Here is a 22,429-nt window from a genome sequence, read left to right as displayed (position 1 = left end):
CCCGAGCGTCGGACAGACACGATCGGCGAAGACGCCGGGAAGAGGGACGAGAGACCGATGCCGAAACGCGACGAGGGGGCCCTGGCCGAACGGGAAACCTACAAGGCCTACCATACGGTCTCCACACGCTGGGCGGACAACGACCAGTACGGCCACATCAACAACGCCAAGTTCTACGAGTTCGTCGATTCGGCCGTGAACGCCCATCTGATCATCGCGGGCGTGCTGAAGGATTCGATCGGCCTGGTCGTCGACAGCGGCTGCCGGTACACCTCGTCCCTGGCCTTTCCCGATGTCATCGAGGTGGGAATCAAGGTCGACCGGATCGGCACCTCGAGCGTGACCTACGGGTTCGCGGTGTTCCGCCGGGCGTCCACCGAACCGGCCGCGATCGGGCATTTCGTGCACGTCTATGTCGACGCCGAAACCCGTCGTCCCAAACCCCTGCCCGACGGCCTGAGACGGGTGGTCGAAAACCTGCAGGCCTGAGGTCGGCGGCCACAGCCTGATGCAAAACCGTCACGCTTTCGCGAGCGCGCAAAAAGACACATTGCAATCCCGTAATAATGCGCAAGGGTGGAGAAACCCCGTTCTTCTTCCGAGTGTCCCGCCATGTCCCACGTCATCAAGCTCGCTGTCCTGAGTGCCGTTACCGTGATGGGGCTGAGCACGATCGTGCCAGAACCCGCATCGGCCTCTCCGATGGTGGTGCAGTCCCGCATGCAGCAGATGATGGACCGTTCGGCCCGTCGTCAGGCGCGGCTGGCCGAGGACCGCCGGTTCGCCGAGGAAGAGGCACGTATGGCGGCTGAAGCCCAGGCCGAGGCCGCGCGACGGGCCCAGGCCGAGGCCGCGCGGCAGGCCGAAGTCCAGGCGGCCGCCCAACCGGCCGATGCCGCCGAAGAACCCTCGGACGCGGCCGAAGAGCCCGCCCAGACGCCGACGCCGCAGATCTGACGGCGTCGGGCGTCCGGCCCGTCAGTCGTCCATATAGCCGAGCAGCGCGAGCGCGCCGACGGCAGTCAGCACGCCGAGCGCGAAGGCTCCGACGATCGAACCGGTGGCGACCGCCGTCGACACCGTGACCGGGCGCTTGGCGTACCATTCCACGATGTCGGCTTCGTCCGCGGTCTCTTCGTCGTAGTAGACGTCTTCGGCTTGCATGGCGCAGCTCCCTGGGTTCGACCCATCAAACCCGCATTAATGGCACAGGTTCCGCATGCCGTGACAGCCGCGCGGCCATGGGCTAGAGGCGGCTGCCAAATCCCACCGATCCGCGCTGACGCAGCCAGCGGGCGGTCCCACAAACCTTGCGCTCAGGCAGCGAGGCGCCGCGCGCCGAGTGTCAGCGTCCTGAAGAGACAAACATGGCCGGCCATTCCAAGTTCAAGAACATCATGCACCGCAAGGGCCGCGCCGACGCGGTCCGCTCCAAGCTGTTTTCGAAACTGTCGCGCGACATCACCGTGGCCGCCAAGTCGGGCATGCCCGACGTCGCCCTGAACCCGCGCCTGCGCCTGGCGGTCAACAACGCCAAGGCCGAAAGCCTGCCCAAGGACGTGATCCAGCGCGCCATCAACAAGGCGGCCGGCGGCGACGTCGATACGATGGAGGAGGTCCGCTACGAGGGCCGGGGGCCCGGCGGGGTCGGCATCATCGTCGAGGCCCTGACGGACAACCGCAACCGCGCCAACTCCAACATTCGCGTGGCCTTCACCAAGAACGGCGGGGCGCTGGGCGAGATGAACTCGGTCGCCTTCATGTGGGACCGGGTCGGCAAGATCGTCTATCCGGCCGAGGCGGGCACCGAAGATGCCATCATGGAGGCCGCGATCGAGGCGGGGGCCCAGGACGTCGAGAGCGATCTGGAAAAACCCGACATCTACGAGGACGCGCCCGGCCACACGATCTGGACCGCCTTCGAGGACCTGAACGAGGTGGCCGAGGCCATGTCCAAGGTGCTGGGTGACCCGAAGTCGACGGCCATCGTCTGGAAGCCCCAGACCGAGGTGCCGGTCTCCGGTGACCAGGTCGGCACGCTGATGAAGCTGCTGGATGCGCTCGACGCCGAGGACGACGTGTCGATGGTCTATTCGAACGAGGACATCTCGGACGAGGACATGGCGAAGTTCGCCGGCTGACCGTGCGGATTCGTACCCTAACGGCGGTATCGACAGGTCGGTGAACGGCGGTTAACCTTTTCCCTTCGGGGAGAATGACAAGGTCGATTCGAGACCGCCGATGTCAGGCGTCATCCCCCCACAGGGCGGGAGCACGACCATGATGTTGTCCAGGATCGACCGGGTTCTGTCGCGAAACGGCAAGGGCGAGCGCGGTGCGCCGCAGAGCGCCGTCATCGCGGCCGGGACCAGCGCCGACAACCCGGGTCTGATCGGCGAGCGGTTCGAGACCATCCAGGACAGCCTGGACCAGATGGCCGACATGGCGCGCGACTTCGGCACGTTCGAGGCCCTGCTCGGCCAGCTGCGGCGGCCCCTCGAGGCGGAGTTCCAGTCGCGGCGCGACAGCCATGTGGAACTGATCAACCTTCGCACCAGCAATGCCGAGATCACGGCGCAGCTCGATGCCGTCAACGCCGAGGCGCGGGCCCTGACCGACGCTCTCAACGAGGCCGAGGGCCGGGTCGAGGAGCTGACGGCACGGAACGGCGAGCACGCGGCCGCCCTGCAGGACGCCCGGCTGGAGACCGATCGCCTGCGCAGCGAGCTGTCGCAGACGACGGCGCGGGCCGAGGCGCTGGAGACCGGCCAGAAGGCTGCGGACCAGCGCATCCGTGAACTGGAACAGGACCAGGACGCGCTTCGCAACCAGCTGAAGCAGGCCGAGGCCCTGCGCACCGAGTCGGACGGCGCGCGCACGCAGCTGCAGCGCGACCACGCCCTGGCCGCCGAGGAGAACACCATCCTGCGCCGCCGCATGGACGAGGTCGGGGCCGAGATCGCGGCCCTGGCGCGCACCTCGGCGGCGAACGAGGGCCTGCTGGCCACCGAACGGGCGCGGTCGTCCTCCGAGCAGAGCGAGACGGCCCGGGCGATGCGGGCGCTGGAGACCCAGGTCGAGACCGCGCGCGCCGAAATCGCAGCCCTGTCCTCGCGGCTGGATACGGCGACGGCGCGGGCCAACGGGCTCGAGGTCCTGAACACCGAGCAGGCCGCGCGGCTGAACGACCTTCAGGCCGGCCAGCATACGGCCGAACGCAAGGCCGAGGGCCTGCAGATCGCCCTGGACCGGGCGATGGAGCGGGTGAAGGGTCTGGAAACCGAGGCCGAGGATGCGCGCCAGCGTCTGGCCGGGATGGAGGTCGCGCGTCTGGCGGCCGTCGATCGCGCCGAGACCCTGACCAAGGCGGCCGCGACCCACGACAAGGCCATCGCCCGCGCCGAGGACCGGATGCTGAAGATCCAGGCCAAGCTGGCGGCCGCCCAGGACGACCACCACGCCAAGGCCCAGACCCTGATGCAGCAGGCCGCCGCGCTGCGGGCCGAGCTGGAACGGGCCCGGGCCGAGGGCGCGATGTCGGCCGCGGCGCTGGAAGCCGCGCGTCGCGAGCGGGGCGGCCGGTTCGCCCCGGCCGAGGGCCAGGGCGCGGTGACGGCCCTGGTGGGCTAGGCACCGCCGGGGGAACCGGTGCGGGGGACCCGGGTTTAGCCCGGGCCCCAGACCCTCAGGACGCCCCCCATGGACATCACCCAGCTGATCCTCGACGACCACGCCGAGCAGCGCCGCCTGTTCGCAATCATCGAGCAGATCGATCCGAAGGACACCGAGGCCCTGACCGCCGTGTGGTCGCGCCTGTCGGCCTTTCTCGACGTCCATGCCGAGGCCGAGGAGCGGTTCTTCTATCCCGAGCTGCTGAAGCGCGGCGAGGGGGCCAATGACGCCGAGGACGGCACGGTCGAGGGTGAGACCGAAGACGCCATCGAGGACCACAACAAGCTGCGCGACGCGGTCAAGGCGGTCGACCAGTACCCGGTCGGAACCGGGGCCTGGATCGAGGCGGTCGGCAAGGCGAATGTCGTCAACTCCAAGCATATGGGCGAGGAAGAGCGCCAGGGCCTGACGGACTTCCGCCGGCACGCTCCGGTGGCCAGGCGGCACGAGCTGGCGGTCCAGTTCGCGGCCTTCGAGGCCGAGCACATCACGGGCGTGAAGCCGGTGAACAAGGAACCCGATGCCTATATCGAGGCCCATGGCTGACGCGTGATGGTCGAGGACCTCACCGGCTACTGGGCACCGGTGCTGGGTTCGATCCTCGCCGGCGGCGTCATCGGCCTTGAAAGAGAGTGGCGCGGCCGGGCGGCCGGGCTGCGGACCCACATCCTCGTCTGCCTGGCGTCGGCGCTGCTGATGCAGGCGGCCATGACCCAGAACCACTGGGCCTTCCTCGCCCTGCCCGAGGAGAACATCGTCACCGATCCCACGCGGATGGCCCATGGCGTGCTGACCGGGATCGGGTTCCTGTGCGCGGGGGTGATCTTCCGGACCGGCTTTTCGATCCACGGGCTGACCACGGCCGCGTCGCTGTGGATCACATCGGCGATCGGCATCCTGTTCGGGGTGGGCCTGTACGGACTGGGGATACTGGCCACAGGGGTGACGGCGGTGATCCTCGTGGCCTTGCGGTTGATCAGCCTGCGCCTGCCGGCCCGGACGGTCGTGGACGTCGAGGTCGGCTGGGCGCGGGGCGACACCGCGACGGAGGATGCGGTCGAGGCGGCGCTGGCGACCATCGACCCGGCCGCGCACGCGGATCGGATCGAGGTGGTCGAGAACGGCACGCTGGCGGTGCGCAGCTGGCGTGTCCAGCTACGTGGCGCGACGGACCTGAAGTCGCTGGCCACCACGCTGTCGGACCTGCCCGGCCTCAGCCGGCTCCAGCTGAATCCACGCGACGACTGAGCGGCTCACTCGGCCTGCATTGCGTACAGCCTGACCAGCTCGAACAGGAAGTCGCGGCCTTCATACAAGCTGCGGACGCGGATGCGTTCGTTCAGCCCGTGGGTGCCGCCCCCGTCGGGGTCGCCGAACATGCCGGTCACGCCGTAGGTCGGGATGCCCGCCGCATTGGTGAAGCGGCCGTCGGTGGCCCCCGTGGACATGGTCGGCAGGATGGGCACGCCCGGCCACATCGCGCCCGCGACCTGGCGGATCGGGCCCATGATGGCGTCGGACAGCGCAGGCGGGGGCGAGGTCGGGTCGGGCGCGCCGACGGTCGCGATCGCGATGGCGGGGTTGTCGATCAGCGTGGCCAGTTGTGCCTGCGTCTCCGCGATCGTGTTGCGGGGGAAGATCCGGCAGTTGATGGTGGCGCTGACATGCTGGGGCTGGGCGTTCGGGGCGTGACCGCCATCGATCAGCGTCGGGATGCAGGTGGTGCGCAGCGTCGCGTTCCACACCGGATTGACGGCCGAGATCCGGGCTGCGGCGGCCGCATCCGGACCGGCCTCGGCGACCAGGGCGCGCATGTCGGCGGCGTATTGCGGCTGGGTTTCGGCCAGCGATCCAAAATAGGCGCGGGTGACGGGGTTCAGCTGCAGCGGGAAGTCGTAGGCCCCGATGCGCGACAGGCCGTTGGCCATGGCGACGATGGCGTTGTCCTTCCTCGGACGCGCCGAATGTCCGCCCGGATTGGTCAGGTCGAGGCGGTAGTCCTGATACAGTTTCTCGCCCGCCTGGACGGCCAGGGCCACGCGGTTGCCGTCGGCGTCCAGCAGGCCGCCCGCGCCCTCGTTCAGAGCGAACCCGGCCCGGAGCGCCTCGGGGTGTTCGGCCAGCAGCCATTCGACGCCGTTGAAGGTGTCGGCGGTCTCCTCGCCGCAGGTCAGGGCCAGTTTGATGTCGCGGACGGGGGTGAAGCCGGCCTGGCGGAACCGGATCAGGGTGTCGACCCAGACGGAGGCCTGGGCCTTGTCGTCGCTCGCGCCGCGCGCATAGAAATAGCCGCCCTCCTCGACCAGGGTGAAGGGATCGCGGGTCCAGTCGGCGGCATTGGCCTCGACCACGTCGATATGAGCGAGCAGCAGCAGGGCGGGGGCCGACGGGTCCGAGCCGTGCAGCGTGGCCGACAGATTGCCGTCCCTTGGCCGGTCCGCGGGGATCAGGATGCGGACGTCGTCGGCCGGGTAGCCCGCGGCCGTCAGGCGGGCGGCCATGCGCTCGGAGGCCAGGGTGCAGCTGCCCACCGACAGGGTGGTGTTGGTCTCGACCAGTTCCTCGTACAGGGCGCGGAAGGCCAGCTGGTCGGGGCGGGGTCCGGCCGCGGGCGTCTGGGCCTCGCTGGACGTCGCGATCGCGATGGCGGCACCGAAGATCACGGCAACGACGGCGACCCCGATGGCGAGACGCCGGCGGCTCTTGCTCACGGCGGCATAGGTGGGCTCATCCAGCCAGTAGAGACCCGACGCGGTCTGGCGGACCGCCTTCTGGCGCAGCAGGCCGCGCAGGGCGAGGCGGCCCATGTTGCGGTCCGGAACCAGGGGGATGGCCTGGTCGGGACCGAAGGCCCGGGCAGCCCGCAGGGCCTCGACCATCCGGCGTTCTGCGCTCATGCGAAGGGCGGCGACGACGGCCCCGGTGCTGGACATGTGTTTGCTCCCCCTGAAGCGGCGATCTGGCGACGGCCTTCATTGCTCGTCAACCCTGTTTGCGGCATGACAGGAACGAATGACGAACGTTATGATTCAGAATGGACCGACCCGCATCCTGGGACTGGACCCCGGATTGCGCCGCACCGGCTGGGGCGTGGTGGTGGCCGAGGGCTCGCGCCTGCGCTGGATTGCGCACGGGGTGGTGACTCCGCCGGAGACGGCGCCGCTGTCGGAACGCCTGCTGTGGCTGCTGGAGAAGGTCGGCGAGGTCTGCGCCGCCCATGACTGCGACGAGGCGGCGATCGAGGAGGTGTTCGTGAACGTCAATCCGTCCTCGACCCTGAAGCTGGGCCATGCCCGGGCCGCGGTGATGCTGGCCCCCGCCCGGGCGGGCCTGTCGGTGGCGGAGTATTCGCCCAATCTGATCAAGAAGGCGGTGGTGGGGGCCGGGCATGCGGACAAGACGCAGATCGCCTTCATGGTGAAACGGCTGCTGCCGTCTGCCGGGGACGTGAAGGCGGATGCCGCCGATGCCCTGGCCGTGGCGATCACCCACGCGCAGTTGCGCAAGCGCAGCTTGCTGGAAGTGCTGAACCCGGTGCGGGGGGCGGCATGATCGGGCGTCTGCGCGGCGTGGTGGCCGAGATCGAGGAGGGGCACTGCCTGATCGATTGCGCGGGCGTCGGCTATGTCGTCGCGTGCGGGGCGCGGACACTGGGGCGGCTTCCGGCACCCGGCGACGAGGCGACCCTGCATGTGCATTCGCAGTGGAGCGAGGACGCGGGACCCCGGCTGTACGGCTTTCTGGCGCGCGACGAGCGTCGGGCGTTCACGACGCTGCTGGGCATCCAGGGCGTAGGCCCCAAGGCGGCCCTGTCGGTGCTGGACGTGCTGCCGCCGGGCGAGCTGGCGGGCGCGGTCGCGCGCGACGACAAGGCGGCGATCGGACGGGCCAACGGCGTCGGACCGAAACTGGCGTTGCGGATCGTCACCGAGCTGAAGGGCAAGCCACTGGGCGATGTCTCGTTCACCCCGTCGGTGGCGGGGGTCCATGCCGAGGTCGCGCCGCCGGTGCCGAGCGTGACGGGCGAAGCGGTCTCGGCGCTGCTGGGTCTGGGCGTGGCCGAGGTCAATGCCCGCCGGGCGGTCGACCAGGCGTTGATCCGGCTGGGTGACGCCGCCGAGCTGTCGGCGGTGATCCGCGCGGCGCTGCAGGAGCTGGGCCGATGAGCGACGACCGCATCATCTCGCCCGAGCCCGCCCCCGGCGAGGCCTATGACCGCGCCCTGCGCCCGCAGACCCTGTCGGAGTTCGTCGGGCAGGAGGCGGCCAAGGGGAACCTGAAGATCTTCATCGACGCCGCGCGGGGGCGGGGCGAGGCCCTGGACCATGTGCTGCTGTTCGGTCCGCCGGGGCTGGGGAAGACGACCCTGGCGCAGATCGTGGCGCGCGAACTGGGCGTGGGGTTCCGGGCGACGTCCGGGCCGATCCTGGCCAAGGCCGGGGATCTGGCGGCGATCCTGACCAATCTGGAACCTCGCGACGTCCTGTTCATCGACGAGATCCACCGGCTGGCCCCCACGGTCGAGGAGATCCTGTATCCCGCCATGGAGGACCATGTGCTGGACCTGATCATCGGCGAGGGGCCGTCGGCGCGGTCGGTGCGGATCGATCTGGCCCCGTTCACCCTGGTGGGGGCGACGACGCGGGCGGGCCTGCTGGCTACGCCGCTCAGGGACCGGTTCGGGATCCCGCTGCGGCTGGAGTTCTACACCCCGGCCGAGCTGGTCCGGGTCATCACCGGGGCGGCCCGCAAGATGGGCGCCCCGATCAACGACGAGGGGGCGGGCGAAATCGCCTCGCGGTCGCGGGGCACGCCGCGCGTGGCCGGGCGGCTGCTGCGGCGGGTCCGGGACTTCGCCGAGGCCGAAGGGGCGGCGGTGATCAACCGGATCGTCGCGGCGCGGGCCCTGTCGCGGCTGGAGATCGACGAGGCCGGGCTGGACGCCAACGACCGGCGCTTCCTGAAGGCCCTGATCGAGAACTATGGCGGCGGGCCGGTCGGGATGGATACCCTGGCGGCCGCGATCGCCGAGGCGCGCGATGCGGTCGAGGACGTCATCGAGCCCTATCTGCTGCAGCAGGGCTTCATCCAGCGGACACCGCGCGGGCGAATGGCCTGCGCCAAGGCCTATGCGCATCTGGGGCTCAGCGAGCCGCCCAAGCCGGCCGCGCCGGGCGACCTGTTCGGCTGAGGCGATCCAAACGGTTCTGAAACCATCGCCAAGCTAGGCTGTAGGCCATGCTCAGCCGCGCCCACATCGAAGCCATCTCGACCGGCGTGACCCTTCACGAGCGGTTCGCCAGCGGCCGACCGGGCGGACGGCGGCTGATCCTGCGGTTCGCCCGGCTATCGGGCGTGGTGCTGCAGAAGCGGACCCTGAGCGGGGTCGACCTGACAGGGTCCAACCTGTCGTCGGCGAAAATGGCGGTCAGCGACCTGTCGATGGCCACCCTCTATTGCTGCGACCTGCGCGACGCCGACATGCGCGGCGCGAACCTGACCAACGCCGATCTGCGCGGGTCGAGCCTGCAGGGCGTGAGGCTGTATGGCGCGCGCATGGACGGGGTGGACCTGCGCGACGCGCGCCTGGCCAAGGTCGATGCGGACGGCCTGTTCCGGGTGTGGTCCGTCGACGCGAACCGGCCCAGACCGCAGGCGGGACCGGGCGGGGACGTCTATCAGGGCGTGGACCTCCGTCACGCCTCCCTGAGGCGGGCCCGGCTGTGCAATGCGCGGCTGAAGGGTGCGGATTTCAGCGGGGCGAACATGGCCGGCGCGGAGCTGTCGCATGCGAACCTTCAGGGCTGCACCTTCACCGATACCATCCTGACCGGAGTGGATCTGACGCAGGTCCGGTTCGATCCGGGAGCCCTGGCGCAGTGCGTGCTCGATCCCGACGCGGCCGCGCTGGAAGGGGCCGCCGAGGTCCGGTTCGCGCTGGACGAGGCCGAGGCCTGGGTCGACAGCGGGGGCCGCCGCGGCGCGGTCGCGGATCTGACGGACCGCGACATTCGGCCGGTGGCCGATGCCTTTGCCGGGCGCAGGCTGGCGGGGCTGAAGGCAAACGGGATCCGCGCGATCGACGTGGACTTTTCCGGATCCCTGCTGACCGGGGCGACCCTGCGGCGGGCCGACCTGCGCGGCGCCAAATTCTGCGGCTGCGATCTGCGCGGCGTCAGCTTCGTCGACTGCCGACTGGCCTTCGCGGACTTCACCGGTGCGACGCTGGGCGCGATCGTGAAGGAGGACGGGACCGAGGTCTCGACCGACTTCACCGGCGCGAACCTGACCGGCGCGACCTTCGACGCGCCGACAGAGGAACCGGCCGAGGCCGCGAGGGAAGACCTAGCTCTCGCCTGCTGAAGGCAGGGGTCGGGGCTTCCGGTCGGAGTCGATGGCGACATAGGTGAAGACGCCCTCGGTGACCCGCGACACCGCATGGGTCGAGCGCGGCCGCTTCCACGCCTCGACCCGAACCCGGATCGAGGTGCGGCCGGTCTTCAGGACCGTCGCATAGAGGGACACCTCGTCGCCGACCGAGACGGGCTGGTGGAAAACCATGCCGTCCACCGCGATGGTGGCGCAGCGGCCCTGGGCCAGGTCGAAGGCGGGGGTGGAGCCGGCCAGGTCCATCTGGGCCAGCAGCCAGCCGCCGAAGATGTCGCCTTCGGGGTTGGTGTCGGCCGGCATGGCGATGACCCGCCCGACGAGGGACCCGTCGGGCGTATCCGGGGAGGAATGGGTCACGGGCGGTTCAGTCCTGCGGCTTCAGGTGGTCGTCCAGCCAGTGGAAGACCTCGTTGTGCCATTGCAGGCTGTTCTGGGGCTTCAGCACCCAGTGGTTCTCGTCCGGGAAGACGATCAGCCGGCTCTCGATGCCGCGACGCTGCAGGGCGGTGAAGGTCGACAGGCCCTGGGCGGTCGGGATGCGGTAGTCCAGGTCGCCCTGGATCACCAGCATGGGCGTCTTCCACTGGTCGACGTGGTGGACCGGGTTGAAGCGCTCGTAGCCCTCGGGGTTGTCATAGACGGTGCCGCCGTATTCCCACTCGGTGAACCACAGCTCCTCGGTCGAATAGCCCATGCCGCGCACGTCGAAGACGCCGTCGTGATTGACCAGGCATTTGAATTCGTCGGACCACTTCCCTGCGATCCAGTTGATCATATAGCCGCCGTAGGAGGCCCCCAGCGCGCAGGCGTTGTCGCCGTCCAGGAAGCTGTATCTAGACTGGGCGGCGGCCCAGCCCTTCTGCAGATCCTCGAGCGGACGGTCGCCCCAGTGCTGGCTGATCGCGTCGGTGAAGCCCTGGCCATAGCCGGTGGAGCCGTGGAAATCGATCATCACGACCGCATAGCCGGCCCCGGCGTAGGTCGAGGGGTTCCAGCGGTAGGACCAGCTGTTGCCGAAGGACCCCTGGGGCCCGCCGTGGATCAGGAAGGCGACGGGGTATTTGCGGCCCTCGACGTATCCGGCGGGCTTGATGACGTAGCCGTGGACGGTCTCGTCGTTCCAGCCGGGGAAGCTGAACTGCTCGGCCTCGCCAAACAGGCGGGCGTCGAGTTCGGGGTTCACGTCGGTGATCTGGATCGGCATCTCGCGGCCGCGGAAGGTCTTGACGTAGAGCTCCGACGGGGAGGTCAGGCTGTCCATGGCGATGACGAAACCGGACGGCGTCTGTTCGAAGGCCGAGACGTGGCCTTGGCCGGTGATCGGCACGACCGCGCCATTGGCAGCATCGATCTGGAACAGCTTCGTCTGGCCGACGTCGCCGGCGATGACGAACAGGCTGCGGCCGTCGGCCGACCACTGCAGGGTGTCGGACGAGCGATCCCAGTCGGCGGCGACTTCCCGCTTCGCGCCCGTGGCGACGTCCATCAGCACGATCTGGTAGCGGTCGGCCTCGAAGCCCGGACGCTTCATGGCGCGATAGGCCAGGGTCCGGCCATCGGGCGAATAGACCGGGCCGGTGTCCCAGGCATCGTTGTCGTCGGTCAGGTTGGTGAAGCCGGGGCCGGTCAGGCCGTTGGTCCGGAACAGGTCGAAGTTGGTGCTCCACGGCTCGGTCTGGCCGGCGACGCGGGCCGAGAAGACGATCGCCGCACTGTCGGGCGTGAAGGTGAATTCGTTCTCGTCGCCGAACGGCTTGGAGGGGGTGTCGCCGTCGAAGCCGTGGGTGACCCAGGCGGGCTCGCCCGAACCGTCGGCGTTGACCACGAACAGGTGGTTCTGGGTGCCGTCGGCCCAGGTGTCCCAGTGGCGCACGAACATGCGGTCATAGACCTGGCCGGTGGAGGGACGCGCCGCCGCCTCGGTGCCGCGCGCGACCGAGCAGGCGAGGTCGTCGCAGTCGGGGTAGACGGCCAGGCTGACCGCGATCTTCCTGGCATCGGGGCTTAGGCGGTAGGCGTTGACGTCGATCGGCAGGTCGGTGACCTGGACCGGGTTCTGGCCCTGCGCATCGGCGCGCCAGACCTGGCTGGTGCCGGACTTGCCCGACAGGAAATACAGGTTGCCGTCGGATCCCCAGCGCGCGGTGTTCGCCCCCTGGTCCGAGATGGCCAGGCGTCGGGCGTCGCCCTCGCCGGTCAGGCTCTGGATCATCAGGCTGGAGACGCCGCGGTTGGCCGCCATGTCTGTGGCGCGCACCGAATAGACGACCCGTGTCCCGTCGGGGGAGACGCGCGGATCGGATAGCCGGTTGGCGGCCAGCATGTCGGTGTAGGTGAAGGCGCGCTGTCCGGTCTGGGGCGCGGTCGCGGCGGCGGGGGTCGGCGCGGCGTCGTAGGCGGTGACCTCGGCCTGCACCGCAGCGGGCAGGCCGGTCATGAGAGCGAGGACGGCGGCGGCGGCGAGCAGGGACGGGTGACGCATGGGGCGGCTCCTGGGATTACTGGGCGGTGGCGTAGCACCGCGGGCGGCGGGGCGGAAGTTTGCAGATGTCCGCGCCACGGCGGCTTGCCTGTGTTCCCGCCAGAGGCGACAAGGGTCGGGAATGGCCGCTTCGCTCCCGACCGCTTCAGAGCCCGTGCCGACGCCGACCGGGCGTGGGCATGACCATATCGTGGATGTGCTGATCGCCGAGCGGGCCCCGGGGCTGACGGGGTCGCCGTTCTGGCCCCTGGTGCGGCCGGGGCTGTACGCCCTGCTCGGCTACGGCAAGGCGCGGCGGATGGCGGACGCCATCGGGCACCTGTCCGGGCAGGGGACGCTGGCGCATGTGTCCGACCTGCTGGACCTGAAGGTCTCGTCGATGAACCTGGAGCGGGTGCCGACCAGCGGACGGTGCGTGGTGGTGTGCAACCATCCGACGGGGATCGCAGATGGGATCGCCGTCTATGACGCCATCAAGAAGCGCCGGCCCGACGCGATCTGGTTCGCCAATGCCGATGCGCTGCGGGTCTCGCCTCGGCTGGCCGAGGTGCTGATCCCGGTCGAATGGGTGGTCGACAAGCGCACGCGCGAAAAGACCCGCGCCACGCTGGAGGCGGCCAAGGCCGCCTTCGAGGCCGAGCGGTGCATCGTCATGTTCCCGGCCGGACGGCTGGCGCGCGCAGGCAAGGACGGGACGCTGACCGATCCGGAGTGGGCCCCCACGGCGGCGTCGATGGCGCGCAAATACGGGGCCCCGGTCATCCCCATCCACGTGACGGGGCCGAACTCGACCCTGTTCCACCTGTTCAACCGGGTGTCGCCGGAGCTGCGGGACATCACCCTGTTCCACGAGTTGCTGAACAAGCGGAAGAAGCCGTTCCGGCTGAGTGTCGGGAAGCCGATCGCGCCGTCGCGGCTGGACATCGACGCGACGCGCGCGACCTATGCGTTGAAGGCCTTCACCGAACGGGTGCTGGCCAGCCAGCCCAACGCGGACTTCGCATGAGCGGGGTCGTCCAGGTAGCGCTGCCCGACGAGGCGGCGACGACGGCGCTGGGGGCGGCCCTGGCGGGGTCGCTGGGCATCGGCGAGGCGATCCTGCTGCAGGGGCCGCTGGGCATGGGCAAGTCGACGCTGGCGCGCGGGCTGATCCGGGCGCTGACCGGACCGGACGAGGACGTGCCGTCGCCGACCTTCACCTTGGTCCAGGTCTACGAGACCGATCCGCCGGTGGCCCATTTCGACCTGTATCGCCTGACCCGCCCGGAGGAGGCGTTCGAGATCGGTCTGGACGAGGCGCTGGATCTGGGGTGCGCCCTGATCGAATGGCCGGAGCGGCTGGGCGACGATCTGGACCGGGCGCTGGGGCCGGACCGGCTGTCGATCGTGGTGTCCGAAGACGGCGACGGACGCGTTGCGACCGTTTCTGGCGTAGGGGCATGGGCAAGGAAGATCGATGCGGGGATCGAAGGACTGAATGGCTGACGTCGGACATGCGCGAGAGGCCCAGCGGGTCGCCTTCCTGGACCGGGCGGGGCTGGGCGAAGCCGCGCGCGCGCCGCTGCCGGGCGATGCCTCGACTCGGCGCTACGAGCGGCTGACGACGTCGGCGGGGACCTCGCTGATGCTGATGGACCAGGTCGCGGCGGCCGAGAGCCCGCCGGCCGATCCGTCGTGGTCGCCGGAGCGGCGCAAGGCGGAGGGCTGGAACGCGATCGCCCGCCTGTCGGCCGGACGGATCGAGGCCTTCGCGGCGGTGGCGGCGCATCTGCGGTCGGTGGGGCTGTCGGCCCCTGACCTTCTGGCGGTGGACGCACCGGCCGGGCTGGCCGTGCTGGAGGATTTCGGCGACGCCCTGTTCGCCCGGGTGATCGAGGACGGAGCCGACGAGGTTCCGCTGTATCTGGCGGCCGTGGAGGCGCTGGCGACCCTGCATGCCGCCCCGACCCCGGACGTGCTGAGCGGCGCGGCCGGCGACTGGCCGCTGCAGGTCTATGACGAGACGGCGCTGCAGGGCGGGGCCGATCTGTTCATCGACTGGCTGCCGAAGCTGAAGCCCGAACTGGTCTTCGACGACGCCGCACGCGCGGACTGGCAGGCGGCCTGGGCTCCGGTGGTGGCCGAGGGCGCGGCGGGGGCCAGCGTCGTGGCGCACCGTGACTATCACGCCGAGAACCTGATCTGGCTGCCGGAGCGGCAAGGCGCGGCGCGCGTGGGGATGATCGATTTTCAGGACGCGGTGCGGGCGCACCCGAGCTGGGATCTGCATTCCCTGCTGCAGGACGCGCGGCGCGACGTCTCGGGCGCGCTGGAGGCCGAGGCGCTGGAGCGGTATTTCGCCCTGGCCGGGGTGCCGGACCGCGCGGCCTTCCTGCGGTCCTATGCCGGGCTGGCGGCGCTGAACGAGGCGCGGATCCTGGGCATCTTCGCGCGGCTGATCGTACGGGACGGCAAGCCGCGATACGCGGGCTTCATGCCGCGCATGTGGCGGCACCTGAACGCCAATCTGACCAAGCCCGGTCTGGAAGGCGTGGCGCGCTGGTTCGACCGGTATGTGCCGGACGGGGTGCGGGCATGACCGCCCCCAAGACGGCGATGGTGCTGGCCGCCGGGCTGGGCACGCGGATGCGGCCGCTGACCGACGATCGCCCCAAGGCCCTCGTCGAGGTCGGCGGGCGGGCGCTGATCGACCACGTGCTGGACCGGCTGGTCGAGGCGGGGGTCCAGACGGCGGTGGTCAATGTGCACTGGTTCGCGGACCGGCTGGAGGCGCATCTGGCGGCGCGAGGTCGGGGGCCGGAGATCGTGATCTCGGACGAACGTGAGGCGCTGCTGGAGACGGGTGGGGGGCTGAAGAAGGCCAGACCCCTGCTGGGTGCTGACGCGGTGTTCGTGGCCAATATCGACAGCGTCTGGACCGACGGCGCGGCCCAGGCGGGCTGGGCCGACGAGCTTGTGCGGCTGTGGGACCCGACGAAGATGGACGCCTGCCTGCTGCTGGCGCGGCGCGAGGGATCGATCGGGTTCGAGGGGGACGGAGACTTCTTCCTGGCCGAGGACGGCCGGCTGACCTTCCGGGGCGAGGCGGCGTCGGCTCCGTTCGCCTATATGGGCGTCCACATCACGCGGTCGGACTATGCGGACGGCGGACCGGACGGCGCGTTTTCGCTGAGCCCGCTGTGGCGCGCGTCGGCGGCGGCGGGGCGGCTTTACGGCTGCGTACTGGACGGCGACTGGATGCATGTCGGCGATCCACAGGCGAGAGACGAAGCCGAGATCCGGCTCGGGGGCGCGTGACCGCCTTCGATCCTTTCGCCGGCGACACGCCGCGCTGGTTCGCCATCCCCGCGCATCGGCCGTTCCTCGAGGATCTGGCGGCCGGGGTACTGGACTGGCTGGGGGATAATCCGCCCGAGGCCCTGTCGGACGCGACCATCCTGCTGCCCAACCGCCGTGCCGCGCGGGCGTTCGGGGCGGCCCTGGCGACCCAGGCGGCGGACCGGCCGGTGCTGCTGCCGCAGGTGCGGCCGCTGGGCGATCTGGAGGAGGACGAGCCGCCGTTCTCGCCGGGCGAACTGGGTCTGGACCTGCCGCCGGCCATCGCGTCCCTGACACGCCGGTTCGAGATGGCGCGGATGATCGTGGAGCAGTTCGCGCCGGGTCTGGCCCCCTTGAGGGCGCTGGAACTGGCCGACGGGCTGGGGGCGTTTCTGGATTCCTGCCACATCGAGGAGGTGGCCGATCCGGGAATGGTGGCGAGCTTCGGCGGCGAGGATTTCGCCGAGCACTGGCAGGCCTCGGCCGAGTTCCTGGGGCTGGCGGTGGAGGCCTGGCCGAAGCGGCTGGAGGCCATGGGGCTGGTCGATGCCTCGTGGCGGCGCACGAAACTGCTGCGGCTGCTGGCGGAGCGGTGGGCCGGGTCTCCGCCGCAGGGGCCGGTGATTGCGGCGGGCTCGACCGGGACGGTGAAGGCGGCGGCGGATGTGCTCAAGGCCGTGGCCAGCGCGCCGCAGGGGTGCGTTGTCCTGCCGGGACTGGACGCGGATCTGGACGAAACCGCCTGGGGGGCGATCGAGGAGCAGCATCCCCAGAGCGCGCTGAAGCGGCTGCTGGAGCGGGCCGGGGTGGCGCGCGCGGCCGTGCGGCCCTGGTTCCGGCGACCGGTCGATCCCGGTGTCGAGGCGCGGGGGCTGGCGCGGCAGAGGCTGATCCACGAGGCGCTGCGACCCGCGGAGGCGACGGCGGACTGGCGCGAGGAGATCCGCGGCCTGCGGGGGCGGGCGGCGGAGGCGGGCCAGTCGGCCGATCCGATCGCGCTGGGTCTTCAGGGCCTGTCGGTGGTGACCACGCGGACGGAGGAGGAGGCGGCAGCGACCATCGCCCTGATGATGCGCGAGTCGCTGGAGATGCCGGGCAGGACGTGCGCGCTGGTGACGCCCGATCTGGCGCTGGGGCGGCGCGTGGCGGCGCGGCTGGAGCGGTGGGGTGTGGTCGCGGACTCGTCATCCGGCACGGGACTGGGCCAGATGCCGGTGGGTGTGCTGGTCGACCTGTGCGTGCGGTGGATGGCCGACCCGCTGGCACCCCAGACCGCGCTGGCTTTGATCAAGCATGAGCTGACGACCCTGCCCGAGGCCACTTCGGATGCGGTGGTCGAGCTGGAGAAGGTGGCGTTCCGGGGCCCGCGCACGCGGGACTGGACGCGGGTGGAGGCGCGGCTGACGCAGGCCGGTGCGCCGCGCCGGAACGGGCAGCCCCCTTCGGACTGGACGCTGGGGCGACTGGCGCAGGCGACGGCCCTGGCGGGTCGGCTGCAGGCGCTGAGCGGAACGGCCACCGCGCCGTTCGCGCCGAGGGCCCCGCTGGATGCGGCGGCCCGGTCGCTGACGACCCTGATCGAGGCTCTGGCGGGCGCGGACGTCTGGGCCGGGTCCGACGGCGAGGCGGCGGCCGCGATGCTGTCCCAGCTGATCGAGGGCGGGGCGTCGCTGGGCGAGGTTTCGCCGGGCGAGTTCGCCGAACTGGTGGCCGGGCTGGTGCGGGACACGACGGTGCGGACCGGCGGTGCGACGCACCCGTCCCTGCGCATCCTCGGGGCCATCGAGGCGCGGCTGGTGCGGGCCGACCGGATGATCCTGGCGGGGCTGGAGGAGGGTGTCTGGCCCCGTGGCGCGCCGGTCGATCCCTTCCTGTCTCGGCCCATGCGGAAGGCGCTGGACCTGCCGCCGCCGGAACGGCGCGTGGGACAGACGGCGCAGGATTTCGTGCAGGGGGCCTGCGCGCCCGAGGCGATCCTGATCCATACCGAGCGGCGCGGCGGGCAGCCTGCGGTGCGGTCGCGCTGGCTGTGGCGGCTGGAGATGCTGACTCGGGGGGCGGGCGTCGACCTTGACCGCCCGACGGAGATGCAGGCCACGGCCCGGGCGCTGGATGCGCCGGGCTTCGGGCAGGGCGGACTGGCGAAACGGCCGGCGCCGAAGCCGCCGGTCGCGCGGCGACCGCGCACCCTGCCGGTCACGGGCGTGGAGCGGTGGGTGCGGGATCCCTATGCCGTCTATGCCCGCTATGTGCTGAACCTGAGGCCCATGGACCGGCCGGGGCAGTCGGCCGAGGCGCTGCTGCGCGGGCAGGCGATCCACAAGGCGGTCGAGCGGCTGACCCTGGCCTGGCCAGACGTCCTGCCCGAGGATTGCGAGGACCAGATCGTCCACCTGCTGCACGAGGAGCTGCGCCACCACGGGTTCGAGGACGCGGCCATGGCGCGCGAGGGGCCGCTGGCCCGGAACGCCGCGCGCTGGCTGACGGCGTTCGAGACGCGGCGCCGGGCCCAGGGAATCGAGATCCGGGTCGAGGAAGAGGTCGCATTGACCTTCGACGCCGATGCCGGGCCGTTCACGGTAACGGCCAAGGCGGACCGGATCGAGCTGTCGTCCACGGGCGCGGCGATCCTGGACTTCAAGACCGGGGCCGCGCCGTCGGCCAAACAGGTGAAGTCGGGCTTCGCGCCGCAGCTGACCCTGACCGGGGCGATCCTGGCCGAGGCGGGGCTGTCGGACACAGGGCCGGTGGAGCCGGAAGACCTGACCTATGTGCGGGTCGTGGGGCGCAAGGTCGCCGGTGAAGCCAAGACCCTGGCCCAAGGGACCGAGGCGGCCGATCTGTCGATGGCGGCGCTGGCGGGGTTGAAGGCGCGGGTGCGGCGGTTCGATCTGGAGACGACGCCGTACCTGAGCTGGGTCGCGCCGCAATTCATGGGCAATTTCGGCGGCAACTACGACCATCTGGCGCGGGTCTGGGAATGGCACGTCGCCGGGGCTGAGGAGCCGGATTCGTGAGCACGGAGACCGCCGTCCGCATCCTGCCCGACCCCGCCCAGATCGCGGCGGCGGACCCGCGCCAGTCGGTGTTCGTCACGGCCAATGCCGGTTCGGGCAAGACCTCGACCCTGGTCGACCGGGTGGCGCGGCTGCTGCTGGAGGACGTCAGCCCGGGCGAGATCCTGTGCGTGACCTATACCAAGGCGGCGGCGGCCGAGATGCAGGCGCGGCTGTTCGACCGGCTGGGGGCCTGGGCGGTCATGGACGATGCGACGCTGGAGGCGTCGCTGGCCGATCTGGACGGGCGGGCGGCGACGATCCTGTCGAAGACCGACCTGTCGAACGCGCGCCGTCTGTTCGCCAAGGCGCTGGACACGCCCGGCGGGCTGAAGATCCAGACCCTGCATGCCTTCTGCGAGAAGCTGTTGCGGCGGTTTCCGCTGGAGGCGGGGGTGACGCCGGGGTTCACCGTGCTGGAGGACCAGGCGGCCACGGCCCTGTCGCACGAGGCGCGCGAGGATCTGGCGCGGCGGGCGTTGGGCAATGGCGACGGCGAGATCGGCCGGGCCTATGCCCATTTCGCGGTCGAGCTGGACTTCAAATCGTTCGAGGGCCTGCTGGCGCGGATCGAGGCGGACCGGGCGCGGCTGCTGGACTATGTGGCGCGGGTCGATGCGGGCACCGCGCCGGGACCGCATGCGCTGGTCGGGGCCGATCCCGACCGCGACGTGGCGACGATCCAGAACGACTTCATGCGCTTTCTCGACCATGGCGAATGGCTGGCCATGGCCGAGGCGATGGACCGGGGATCGGTCACCGACCAGGCCTGCGCCAAGCGGATGTGGGAGGCGGATTGGAGCTTTCCCGAGATTGCCTCGGTCTTCCTGACCAGCGGCGCCCCGAGGAAGTCGATGGCGACCAAGTCCGCCCCGCCCGAGGCGCGCGACTGGCTGACCACAATGCAGGACAAGGTCGTCGCCACCCTGGGCGAGGTGCGCAAGGCCAGGGTGGCCGAGGACACGGGCCATGTGCTGACGCTCGCCCGCGCGCACGGGGCGCTCTACGAGGCGGCCAAGGAACGGCGCGGGGCGCTGGATTTTGGGGACCTGGTGGCGCGGACGGTCGAGCTGCTGACCGTGCGGTCCAGCGCAGCCTGGGTGCTGTTCAAGCTGGACGGGGGCATCGAACACGTCCTGATCGACGAGGCCCAGGACACGGCGCCCGAACAGTGGGACATCGTCGAGGCCCTGACCGAGGGCTTCTTCTCCGGCATCGGCTCGAAACGCTACGGGGCGGGCAAGGTCGAGCGGACGGTGTTCGCCGTGGGCGACGAGAAGCAGTCGATCTATTCCTTCCAGGGAGCCCGGCCCGAGCGGCTGCGCCAGGAATCGCAGCGCTACGACGTCATGGTCCGGGGCGCGGGGGCGGCATTCGCGGGCGTGGAACTGGCCACTTCGTTCCGGTCGACGCCGGAGGTGCTGAGCTTCGTCGATGCCGTCTTCGTGTCGCCGGAGCGGACGCGGTCGCTGGTCGGGGAAACGGTCGGGGCCATCCCGGCGCATATCGCCAAACGGGTGGACGACCACGGCTGCATCGACCTCTGGCCCCTCTATGCGGACGAGAAGCCGCCTGAGCGCGACGCCTGGGATGATCCGCTGGATCAGGAGCCGGTGCAGAGCGCGCGCAAGCGCATGGCGGCCGATCTGGCGCGCGAGATCCGGCGTCAGGTCATGGCCGGGGTGGCGGTGCAGGACCGCAAGACCCGCGCGCTGCGGCCCTGCGGCTACGGCGACTTCCTGGTGCTGGTGCGCCGGCGCGACGCGACCTTCGAGGAGATCATCCGGGCGATGAAGGCGGTCGGCGTGCCGGTGGCGGGGGCCGACCGGCTGAAGCTGTCGTCGCACATCGCCTTCGACGACCTGATCGCGGTGGCGCGGGTGGCGCTGTATCCCGACGACGAACTGAGCCTGGCCGGGGTGCTGCGCAGCCCGCTCTGCGACATCCCCGACGATGGCGCGGCCGACAGCCTGTACGAACTGGCGGGGGCCGATCCGAAGCGGAAACGGCTGTGGGCGGCACTGCAGGCACGGGCGGGGGAGCATCCGTCGTGGGGGCGGGCGCACGACCTGATCGATTTCGCCATCGCGTCGTCCAGCCGCGATCCGTTCGCCTTCTTCGCCGGGCTTCTGAACCGGATCGATGCGACGGGGCTGTCGGGCCGGGCGCGCATCCTGGCCCGGCTGGGGCGCGAGGCGGAGGAGGCGATCGACGAGACGCTGAACCAGGTGCTGGCGGCCGAGCAGCGGGGCGGGATCGATCTGGAGACCTGCCTGTCGATGCTGGAGACCGCCGACGTCGAGGTGAAGCGCGAGATGGAGGGAGCGCGCGGTGAGGTCCGGGTGATGACCGTGCACGGCGCCAAGGGGCTGGAGGCCCCGGTGGTCATCCTGCCGGACACGACGGCGAAGGCCAAGGCGCAGGGGCCGACCCTGATGCCGGTCGAGCTCGACGACGGGGCCGAGGGCTGGCTGATGTGTCCGGGGTCCGAGAAGGAGGACTGCGAGGCCTCGGGCGAGGCGCGGACGGCGCGTCAGACGCGGGTCGACGACGAGACGCTGCGGCTGCTCTACGTCGCCCTGACGCGGGCGCGGGACCGGGTAGTGATCCTGGGGCGGGGCAGCGCCAAGTCCAAGCTGGGCTATGACGAGGGCAGCTGGTGGGCGGTGCTGACCGAGACCTTCGAACGGCTCGGCGGACAGGTGCGCGATATCGGCGACGGGCGGCGGCGCTTCGGGGTCGATCCGGTGGTGATGGCGGCGGGCGTGGCCTCGGCCATTCCGGGCGTGACCGTGCCGGACTGGGCGCGGGCGATGCCGCCGGTCGATCCGTCGGCGCGGTATGTGTCGCCGTCGCAGGCCAAGGCGGTGAAGCGGGTATCGGCCCCGTCGCCGTTGGCGGTCGCAGGCGCGGACGGAGGTGCCCCTCTGGGCCGGTTCCGGCGCGGCGACCTGATCCACCTGCTGCTGGAGCGGCTGCCCGAGATCGAGGCGGCGGCGCGGCCGGACGCGCCGCGGCGGATGCTGGCGCGGGAGCGCGATCTGTCGGAAGCGCAGCGCGACGAGATGATCGCGGCGGCCTTCGCCGTGCTGGAGGACGCGCGGTTCTCGGCCGTGTTCGGGGCCGGGTCGCGGGCCGAGGTGGCGCTGACCGGGTCGGCACCGGGCCTGCCGGCGGGCGTGTCGATCTCGGGCCGGATCGACCGGCTGGTGGTGACGCCCGAGCGGGTTCTGGTCGTCGACTACAAGACCAACCGCCCCGCCCCCGACCGGATCGAGGACGCGGACCCCGCCTATGTGGCCCAGATGGCGGTCTATGTGGCGGTGCTGAAGCGGCTGTATCCGGACCGGCCGGTGGAGGCGGCGCTCGTCTGGACGGACGGGCCGAGGCTGATGGCGGTGCCGCAAGGCGTGATGGATGAGGCGCTGGCGGGTTTGTGAGTTCTGGAAGCAAGCCGTCCTGCCGATGCGGAAAGCCTTCCGTTGATTTCGTCCAGAATCGCCCCACATCT

General features: G+C 70.7%; 20 protein-coding genes. 16 read left to right on the top strand and 4 right to left on the bottom strand.

Going from position 1 to position 22,429, the window contains the following annotated elements; all coding sequences use genetic code 11:
- The first annotated feature begins 57 nt into the window (after positions 1-57).
- Both BRESU_RS15955 and BRESU_RS17625 read left to right on the top strand, forming a co-directional pair.
- Positions 58-489 carry an acyl-CoA thioesterase gene (locus BRESU_RS15955; RefSeq protein ID WP_013270600.1) on the top strand — a complete coding sequence of 144 codons (432 nt, stop codon included), beginning with the start codon at positions 58-60 and terminating at the stop codon, positions 487-489.
- A gap of 123 nt (positions 490-612) precedes the next feature.
- On the top strand, positions 613-957 hold the full coding sequence (locus tag BRESU_RS17625) for a hypothetical protein (RefSeq protein WP_013270599.1): 345 nt from the start codon (positions 613-615) through the stop codon (positions 955-957).
- A gap of 21 nt (positions 958-978) precedes the next feature.
- On the opposite strand, the gene BRESU_RS15945 is transcribed toward BRESU_RS17625, so the two are convergent.
- Positions 979-1,164, bottom strand: coding sequence for a hypothetical protein (locus BRESU_RS15945; protein ID WP_013270598.1), 186 nt, complete (start codon positions 1,162-1,164; stop codon positions 979-981).
- 203 nt (positions 1,165-1,367) lie between these two features.
- Between BRESU_RS15945 and BRESU_RS15940 the strand changes: the two genes are divergently transcribed.
- From BRESU_RS15940 to BRESU_RS15925, 4 genes are all read left to right on the top strand, one after another.
- Entirely contained in the window at positions 1,368-2,141 is a 774-nt protein-coding gene (locus tag BRESU_RS15940; RefSeq protein ID WP_013270597.1) for a YebC/PmpR family DNA-binding transcriptional regulator, read from the top strand.
- A 139-nt stretch (positions 2,142-2,280) separates the two neighbouring features.
- A complete protein-coding gene (locus BRESU_RS15935) occupies positions 2,281-3,630 on the top strand; it encodes a hypothetical protein (RefSeq protein ID WP_013270596.1) in 1,350 nt (449 codons plus the stop codon).
- 69 nt (positions 3,631-3,699) lie between these two features.
- Positions 3,700-4,218, top strand: coding sequence for a hemerythrin domain-containing protein (locus BRESU_RS15930; RefSeq protein WP_013270595.1), 519 nt, complete (start codon positions 3,700-3,702; stop codon positions 4,216-4,218).
- Positions 4,219-4,224: 6 nt separating this feature from the next.
- Entirely contained in the window at positions 4,225-4,920 is a 696-nt protein-coding gene (locus BRESU_RS15925; protein ID WP_013270594.1) for an MgtC/SapB family protein, read from the top strand.
- Between the two features lie 5 nt (positions 4,921-4,925).
- On the opposite strand, the gene BRESU_RS15920 is transcribed toward BRESU_RS15925, so the two are convergent.
- Positions 4,926-6,605 carry a M20/M25/M40 family metallo-hydrolase gene (locus BRESU_RS15920; protein ID WP_013270593.1) on the bottom strand — a complete coding sequence of 560 codons (1,680 nt, stop codon included), beginning with the start codon at positions 6,603-6,605 and terminating at the stop codon, positions 4,926-4,928.
- A 91-nt stretch (positions 6,606-6,696) separates the two neighbouring features.
- On the opposite strand from BRESU_RS15920, the gene ruvC reads away from it, so the two are divergent.
- Genes ruvC through BRESU_RS15900 form a run of 4 tightly spaced genes read left to right on the top strand, consistent with a single transcriptional unit; the run spans position 6,697 to position 10,035 of the window.
- The gene (gene ruvC / locus BRESU_RS15915) at positions 6,697-7,224 is read left to right on the top strand and encodes a crossover junction endodeoxyribonuclease RuvC (protein WP_245528575.1); all 528 of its coding nucleotides are present in this window, start codon (positions 6,697-6,699) and stop codon (positions 7,222-7,224) included.
- Positions 7,221-7,838 (top strand): Holliday junction branch migration protein RuvA, encoded by a 618-nt coding sequence (ruvA, locus tag BRESU_RS15910; protein WP_013270591.1) that lies wholly within the window; start codon positions 7,221-7,223, stop codon positions 7,836-7,838. The genes ruvC and ruvA overlap by 4 nt, the downstream gene beginning before the upstream one ends.
- Positions 7,835-8,863 (top strand): Holliday junction branch migration DNA helicase RuvB, encoded by a 1,029-nt coding sequence (gene ruvB / locus BRESU_RS15905; RefSeq protein ID WP_013270590.1) that lies wholly within the window; start codon positions 7,835-7,837, stop codon positions 8,861-8,863. Before ruvA ends, ruvB begins: the two co-directional genes overlap by 4 nt.
- Before the next feature lie 47 nt (positions 8,864-8,910).
- Positions 8,911-10,035 carry a pentapeptide repeat-containing protein gene (locus BRESU_RS15900; protein WP_013270589.1) on the top strand — a complete coding sequence of 375 codons (1,125 nt, stop codon included), beginning with the start codon at positions 8,911-8,913 and terminating at the stop codon, positions 10,033-10,035.
- On the opposite strand, the gene BRESU_RS15895 is transcribed toward BRESU_RS15900, so the two are convergent.
- Positions 10,018-10,362 (bottom strand): acyl-CoA thioesterase, encoded by a 345-nt coding sequence (locus tag BRESU_RS15895; RefSeq protein WP_083777608.1) that lies wholly within the window; start codon positions 10,360-10,362, stop codon positions 10,018-10,020. The two genes, BRESU_RS15900 and BRESU_RS15895, sit on opposite strands and share 18 nt — an antisense overlap.
- 64 nt (positions 10,363-10,426) lie before the next feature.
- On the bottom strand, positions 10,427-12,544 hold the full coding sequence (locus tag BRESU_RS15890; RefSeq protein WP_013270587.1) for an alpha/beta hydrolase family protein: 2,118 nt from the start codon (positions 12,542-12,544) through the stop codon (positions 10,427-10,429).
- 121 nt (positions 12,545-12,665) lie between these two features.
- On the opposite strand from BRESU_RS15890, the gene BRESU_RS15885 reads away from it, so the two are divergent.
- Genes BRESU_RS15885 through addA form a run of 6 tightly spaced genes read left to right on the top strand, consistent with a single transcriptional unit; the run spans position 12,666 to position 22,358 of the window.
- A complete protein-coding gene (locus BRESU_RS15885) occupies positions 12,666-13,550 on the top strand; it encodes a GNAT family N-acetyltransferase (RefSeq protein ID WP_013270586.1) in 885 nt (294 codons plus the stop codon).
- Positions 13,547-14,029, top strand: coding sequence for a tRNA (adenosine(37)-N6)-threonylcarbamoyltransferase complex ATPase subunit type 1 TsaE (gene tsaE, locus BRESU_RS15880; RefSeq protein WP_013270585.1), 483 nt, complete (start codon positions 13,547-13,549; stop codon positions 14,027-14,029). Before BRESU_RS15885 ends, tsaE begins: the two co-directional genes overlap by 4 nt.
- Entirely contained in the window at positions 14,022-15,122 is a 1,101-nt protein-coding gene (amgK, locus tag BRESU_RS15875; RefSeq protein WP_013270584.1) for an N-acetylmuramate/N-acetylglucosamine kinase AmgK, read from the top strand. Before tsaE ends, amgK begins: the two co-directional genes overlap by 8 nt.
- A complete protein-coding gene (murU, locus tag BRESU_RS15870) occupies positions 15,119-15,841 on the top strand; it encodes an N-acetylmuramate alpha-1-phosphate uridylyltransferase MurU (protein ID WP_013270583.1) in 723 nt (240 codons plus the stop codon). The genes amgK and murU overlap by 4 nt, the downstream gene beginning before the upstream one ends.
- The gene (addB, locus tag BRESU_RS15865; protein ID WP_013270582.1) at positions 15,838-18,879 is read left to right on the top strand and encodes a double-strand break repair protein AddB; all 3,042 of its coding nucleotides are present in this window, start codon (positions 15,838-15,840) and stop codon (positions 18,877-18,879) included. Before murU ends, addB begins: the two co-directional genes overlap by 4 nt.
- Positions 18,876-22,358 (top strand): double-strand break repair helicase AddA, encoded by a 3,483-nt coding sequence (addA, locus tag BRESU_RS15860; protein ID WP_013270581.1) that lies wholly within the window; start codon positions 18,876-18,878, stop codon positions 22,356-22,358. The genes addB and addA overlap by 4 nt, the downstream gene beginning before the upstream one ends.
- The last annotated feature ends 71 nt before the right edge of the window (positions 22,359-22,429 follow it).

The organism is Brevundimonas subvibrioides ATCC 15264 (genome assembly GCF_000144605.1).
Lineage (GTDB): Bacteria > Pseudomonadota > Alphaproteobacteria > Caulobacterales > Caulobacteraceae > Brevundimonas > Brevundimonas subvibrioides.
Note: the sequence above shows the minus strand (reverse complement) of the source record. Positions and strands in the feature narration are given on the sequence as shown.

Bases quoted from the DNA above. Each gene is read 5' to 3' on its own strand.
- BRESU_RS15955 (WP_013270600.1), top strand. From the start codon at position 58: ATGCCGAAACGCGACGAGGGGGCCCTGGCCGAACGGGAAACCTACAAG.
- BRESU_RS17625 (WP_013270599.1), top strand. From the start codon at position 613: ATGTCCCACGTCATCAAGCTCGCTGTCCTGAGTGCCGTTACCGTGATG.
- BRESU_RS15945 (WP_013270598.1), bottom strand. From the start codon at position 1,164: ATGCAAGCCGAAGACGTCTACTACGACGAAGAGACCGCGGACGAAGCC.
- BRESU_RS15940 (WP_013270597.1), top strand. From the start codon at position 1,368: ATGGCCGGCCATTCCAAGTTCAAGAACATCATGCACCGCAAGGGCCGC.
- BRESU_RS15935 (WP_013270596.1), top strand. From the start codon at position 2,281: ATGATGTTGTCCAGGATCGACCGGGTTCTGTCGCGAAACGGCAAGGGC.
- BRESU_RS15930 (WP_013270595.1), top strand. From the start codon at position 3,700: ATGGACATCACCCAGCTGATCCTCGACGACCACGCCGAGCAGCGCCGC.
- BRESU_RS15925 (WP_013270594.1), top strand. From the start codon at position 4,225: ATGGTCGAGGACCTCACCGGCTACTGGGCACCGGTGCTGGGTTCGATC.
- BRESU_RS15920 (WP_013270593.1), bottom strand. From the start codon at position 6,605: ATGTCCAGCACCGGGGCCGTCGTCGCCGCCCTTCGCATGAGCGCAGAA.
- ruvC (WP_245528575.1), top strand. From the start codon at position 6,697: ATGATTCAGAATGGACCGACCCGCATCCTGGGACTGGACCCCGGATTG.
- ruvA (WP_013270591.1), top strand. From the start codon at position 7,221: ATGATCGGGCGTCTGCGCGGCGTGGTGGCCGAGATCGAGGAGGGGCAC.
- ruvB (WP_013270590.1), top strand. From the start codon at position 7,835: ATGAGCGACGACCGCATCATCTCGCCCGAGCCCGCCCCCGGCGAGGCC.
- BRESU_RS15900 (WP_013270589.1), top strand. From the start codon at position 8,911: ATGCTCAGCCGCGCCCACATCGAAGCCATCTCGACCGGCGTGACCCTT.
- BRESU_RS15895 (WP_083777608.1), bottom strand. From the start codon at position 10,362: ATGCCGGCCGACACCAACCCCGAAGGCGACATCTTCGGCGGCTGGCTG.
- BRESU_RS15890 (WP_013270587.1), bottom strand. From the start codon at position 12,544: ATGCGTCACCCGTCCCTGCTCGCCGCCGCCGCCGTCCTCGCTCTCATG.
- BRESU_RS15885 (WP_013270586.1), top strand. From the start codon at position 12,666: ATGGCCGCTTCGCTCCCGACCGCTTCAGAGCCCGTGCCGACGCCGACC.
- tsaE (WP_013270585.1), top strand. From the start codon at position 13,547: ATGAGCGGGGTCGTCCAGGTAGCGCTGCCCGACGAGGCGGCGACGACG.
- amgK (WP_013270584.1), top strand. From the start codon at position 14,022: ATGGCTGACGTCGGACATGCGCGAGAGGCCCAGCGGGTCGCCTTCCTG.
- murU (WP_013270583.1), top strand. From the start codon at position 15,119: ATGACCGCCCCCAAGACGGCGATGGTGCTGGCCGCCGGGCTGGGCACG.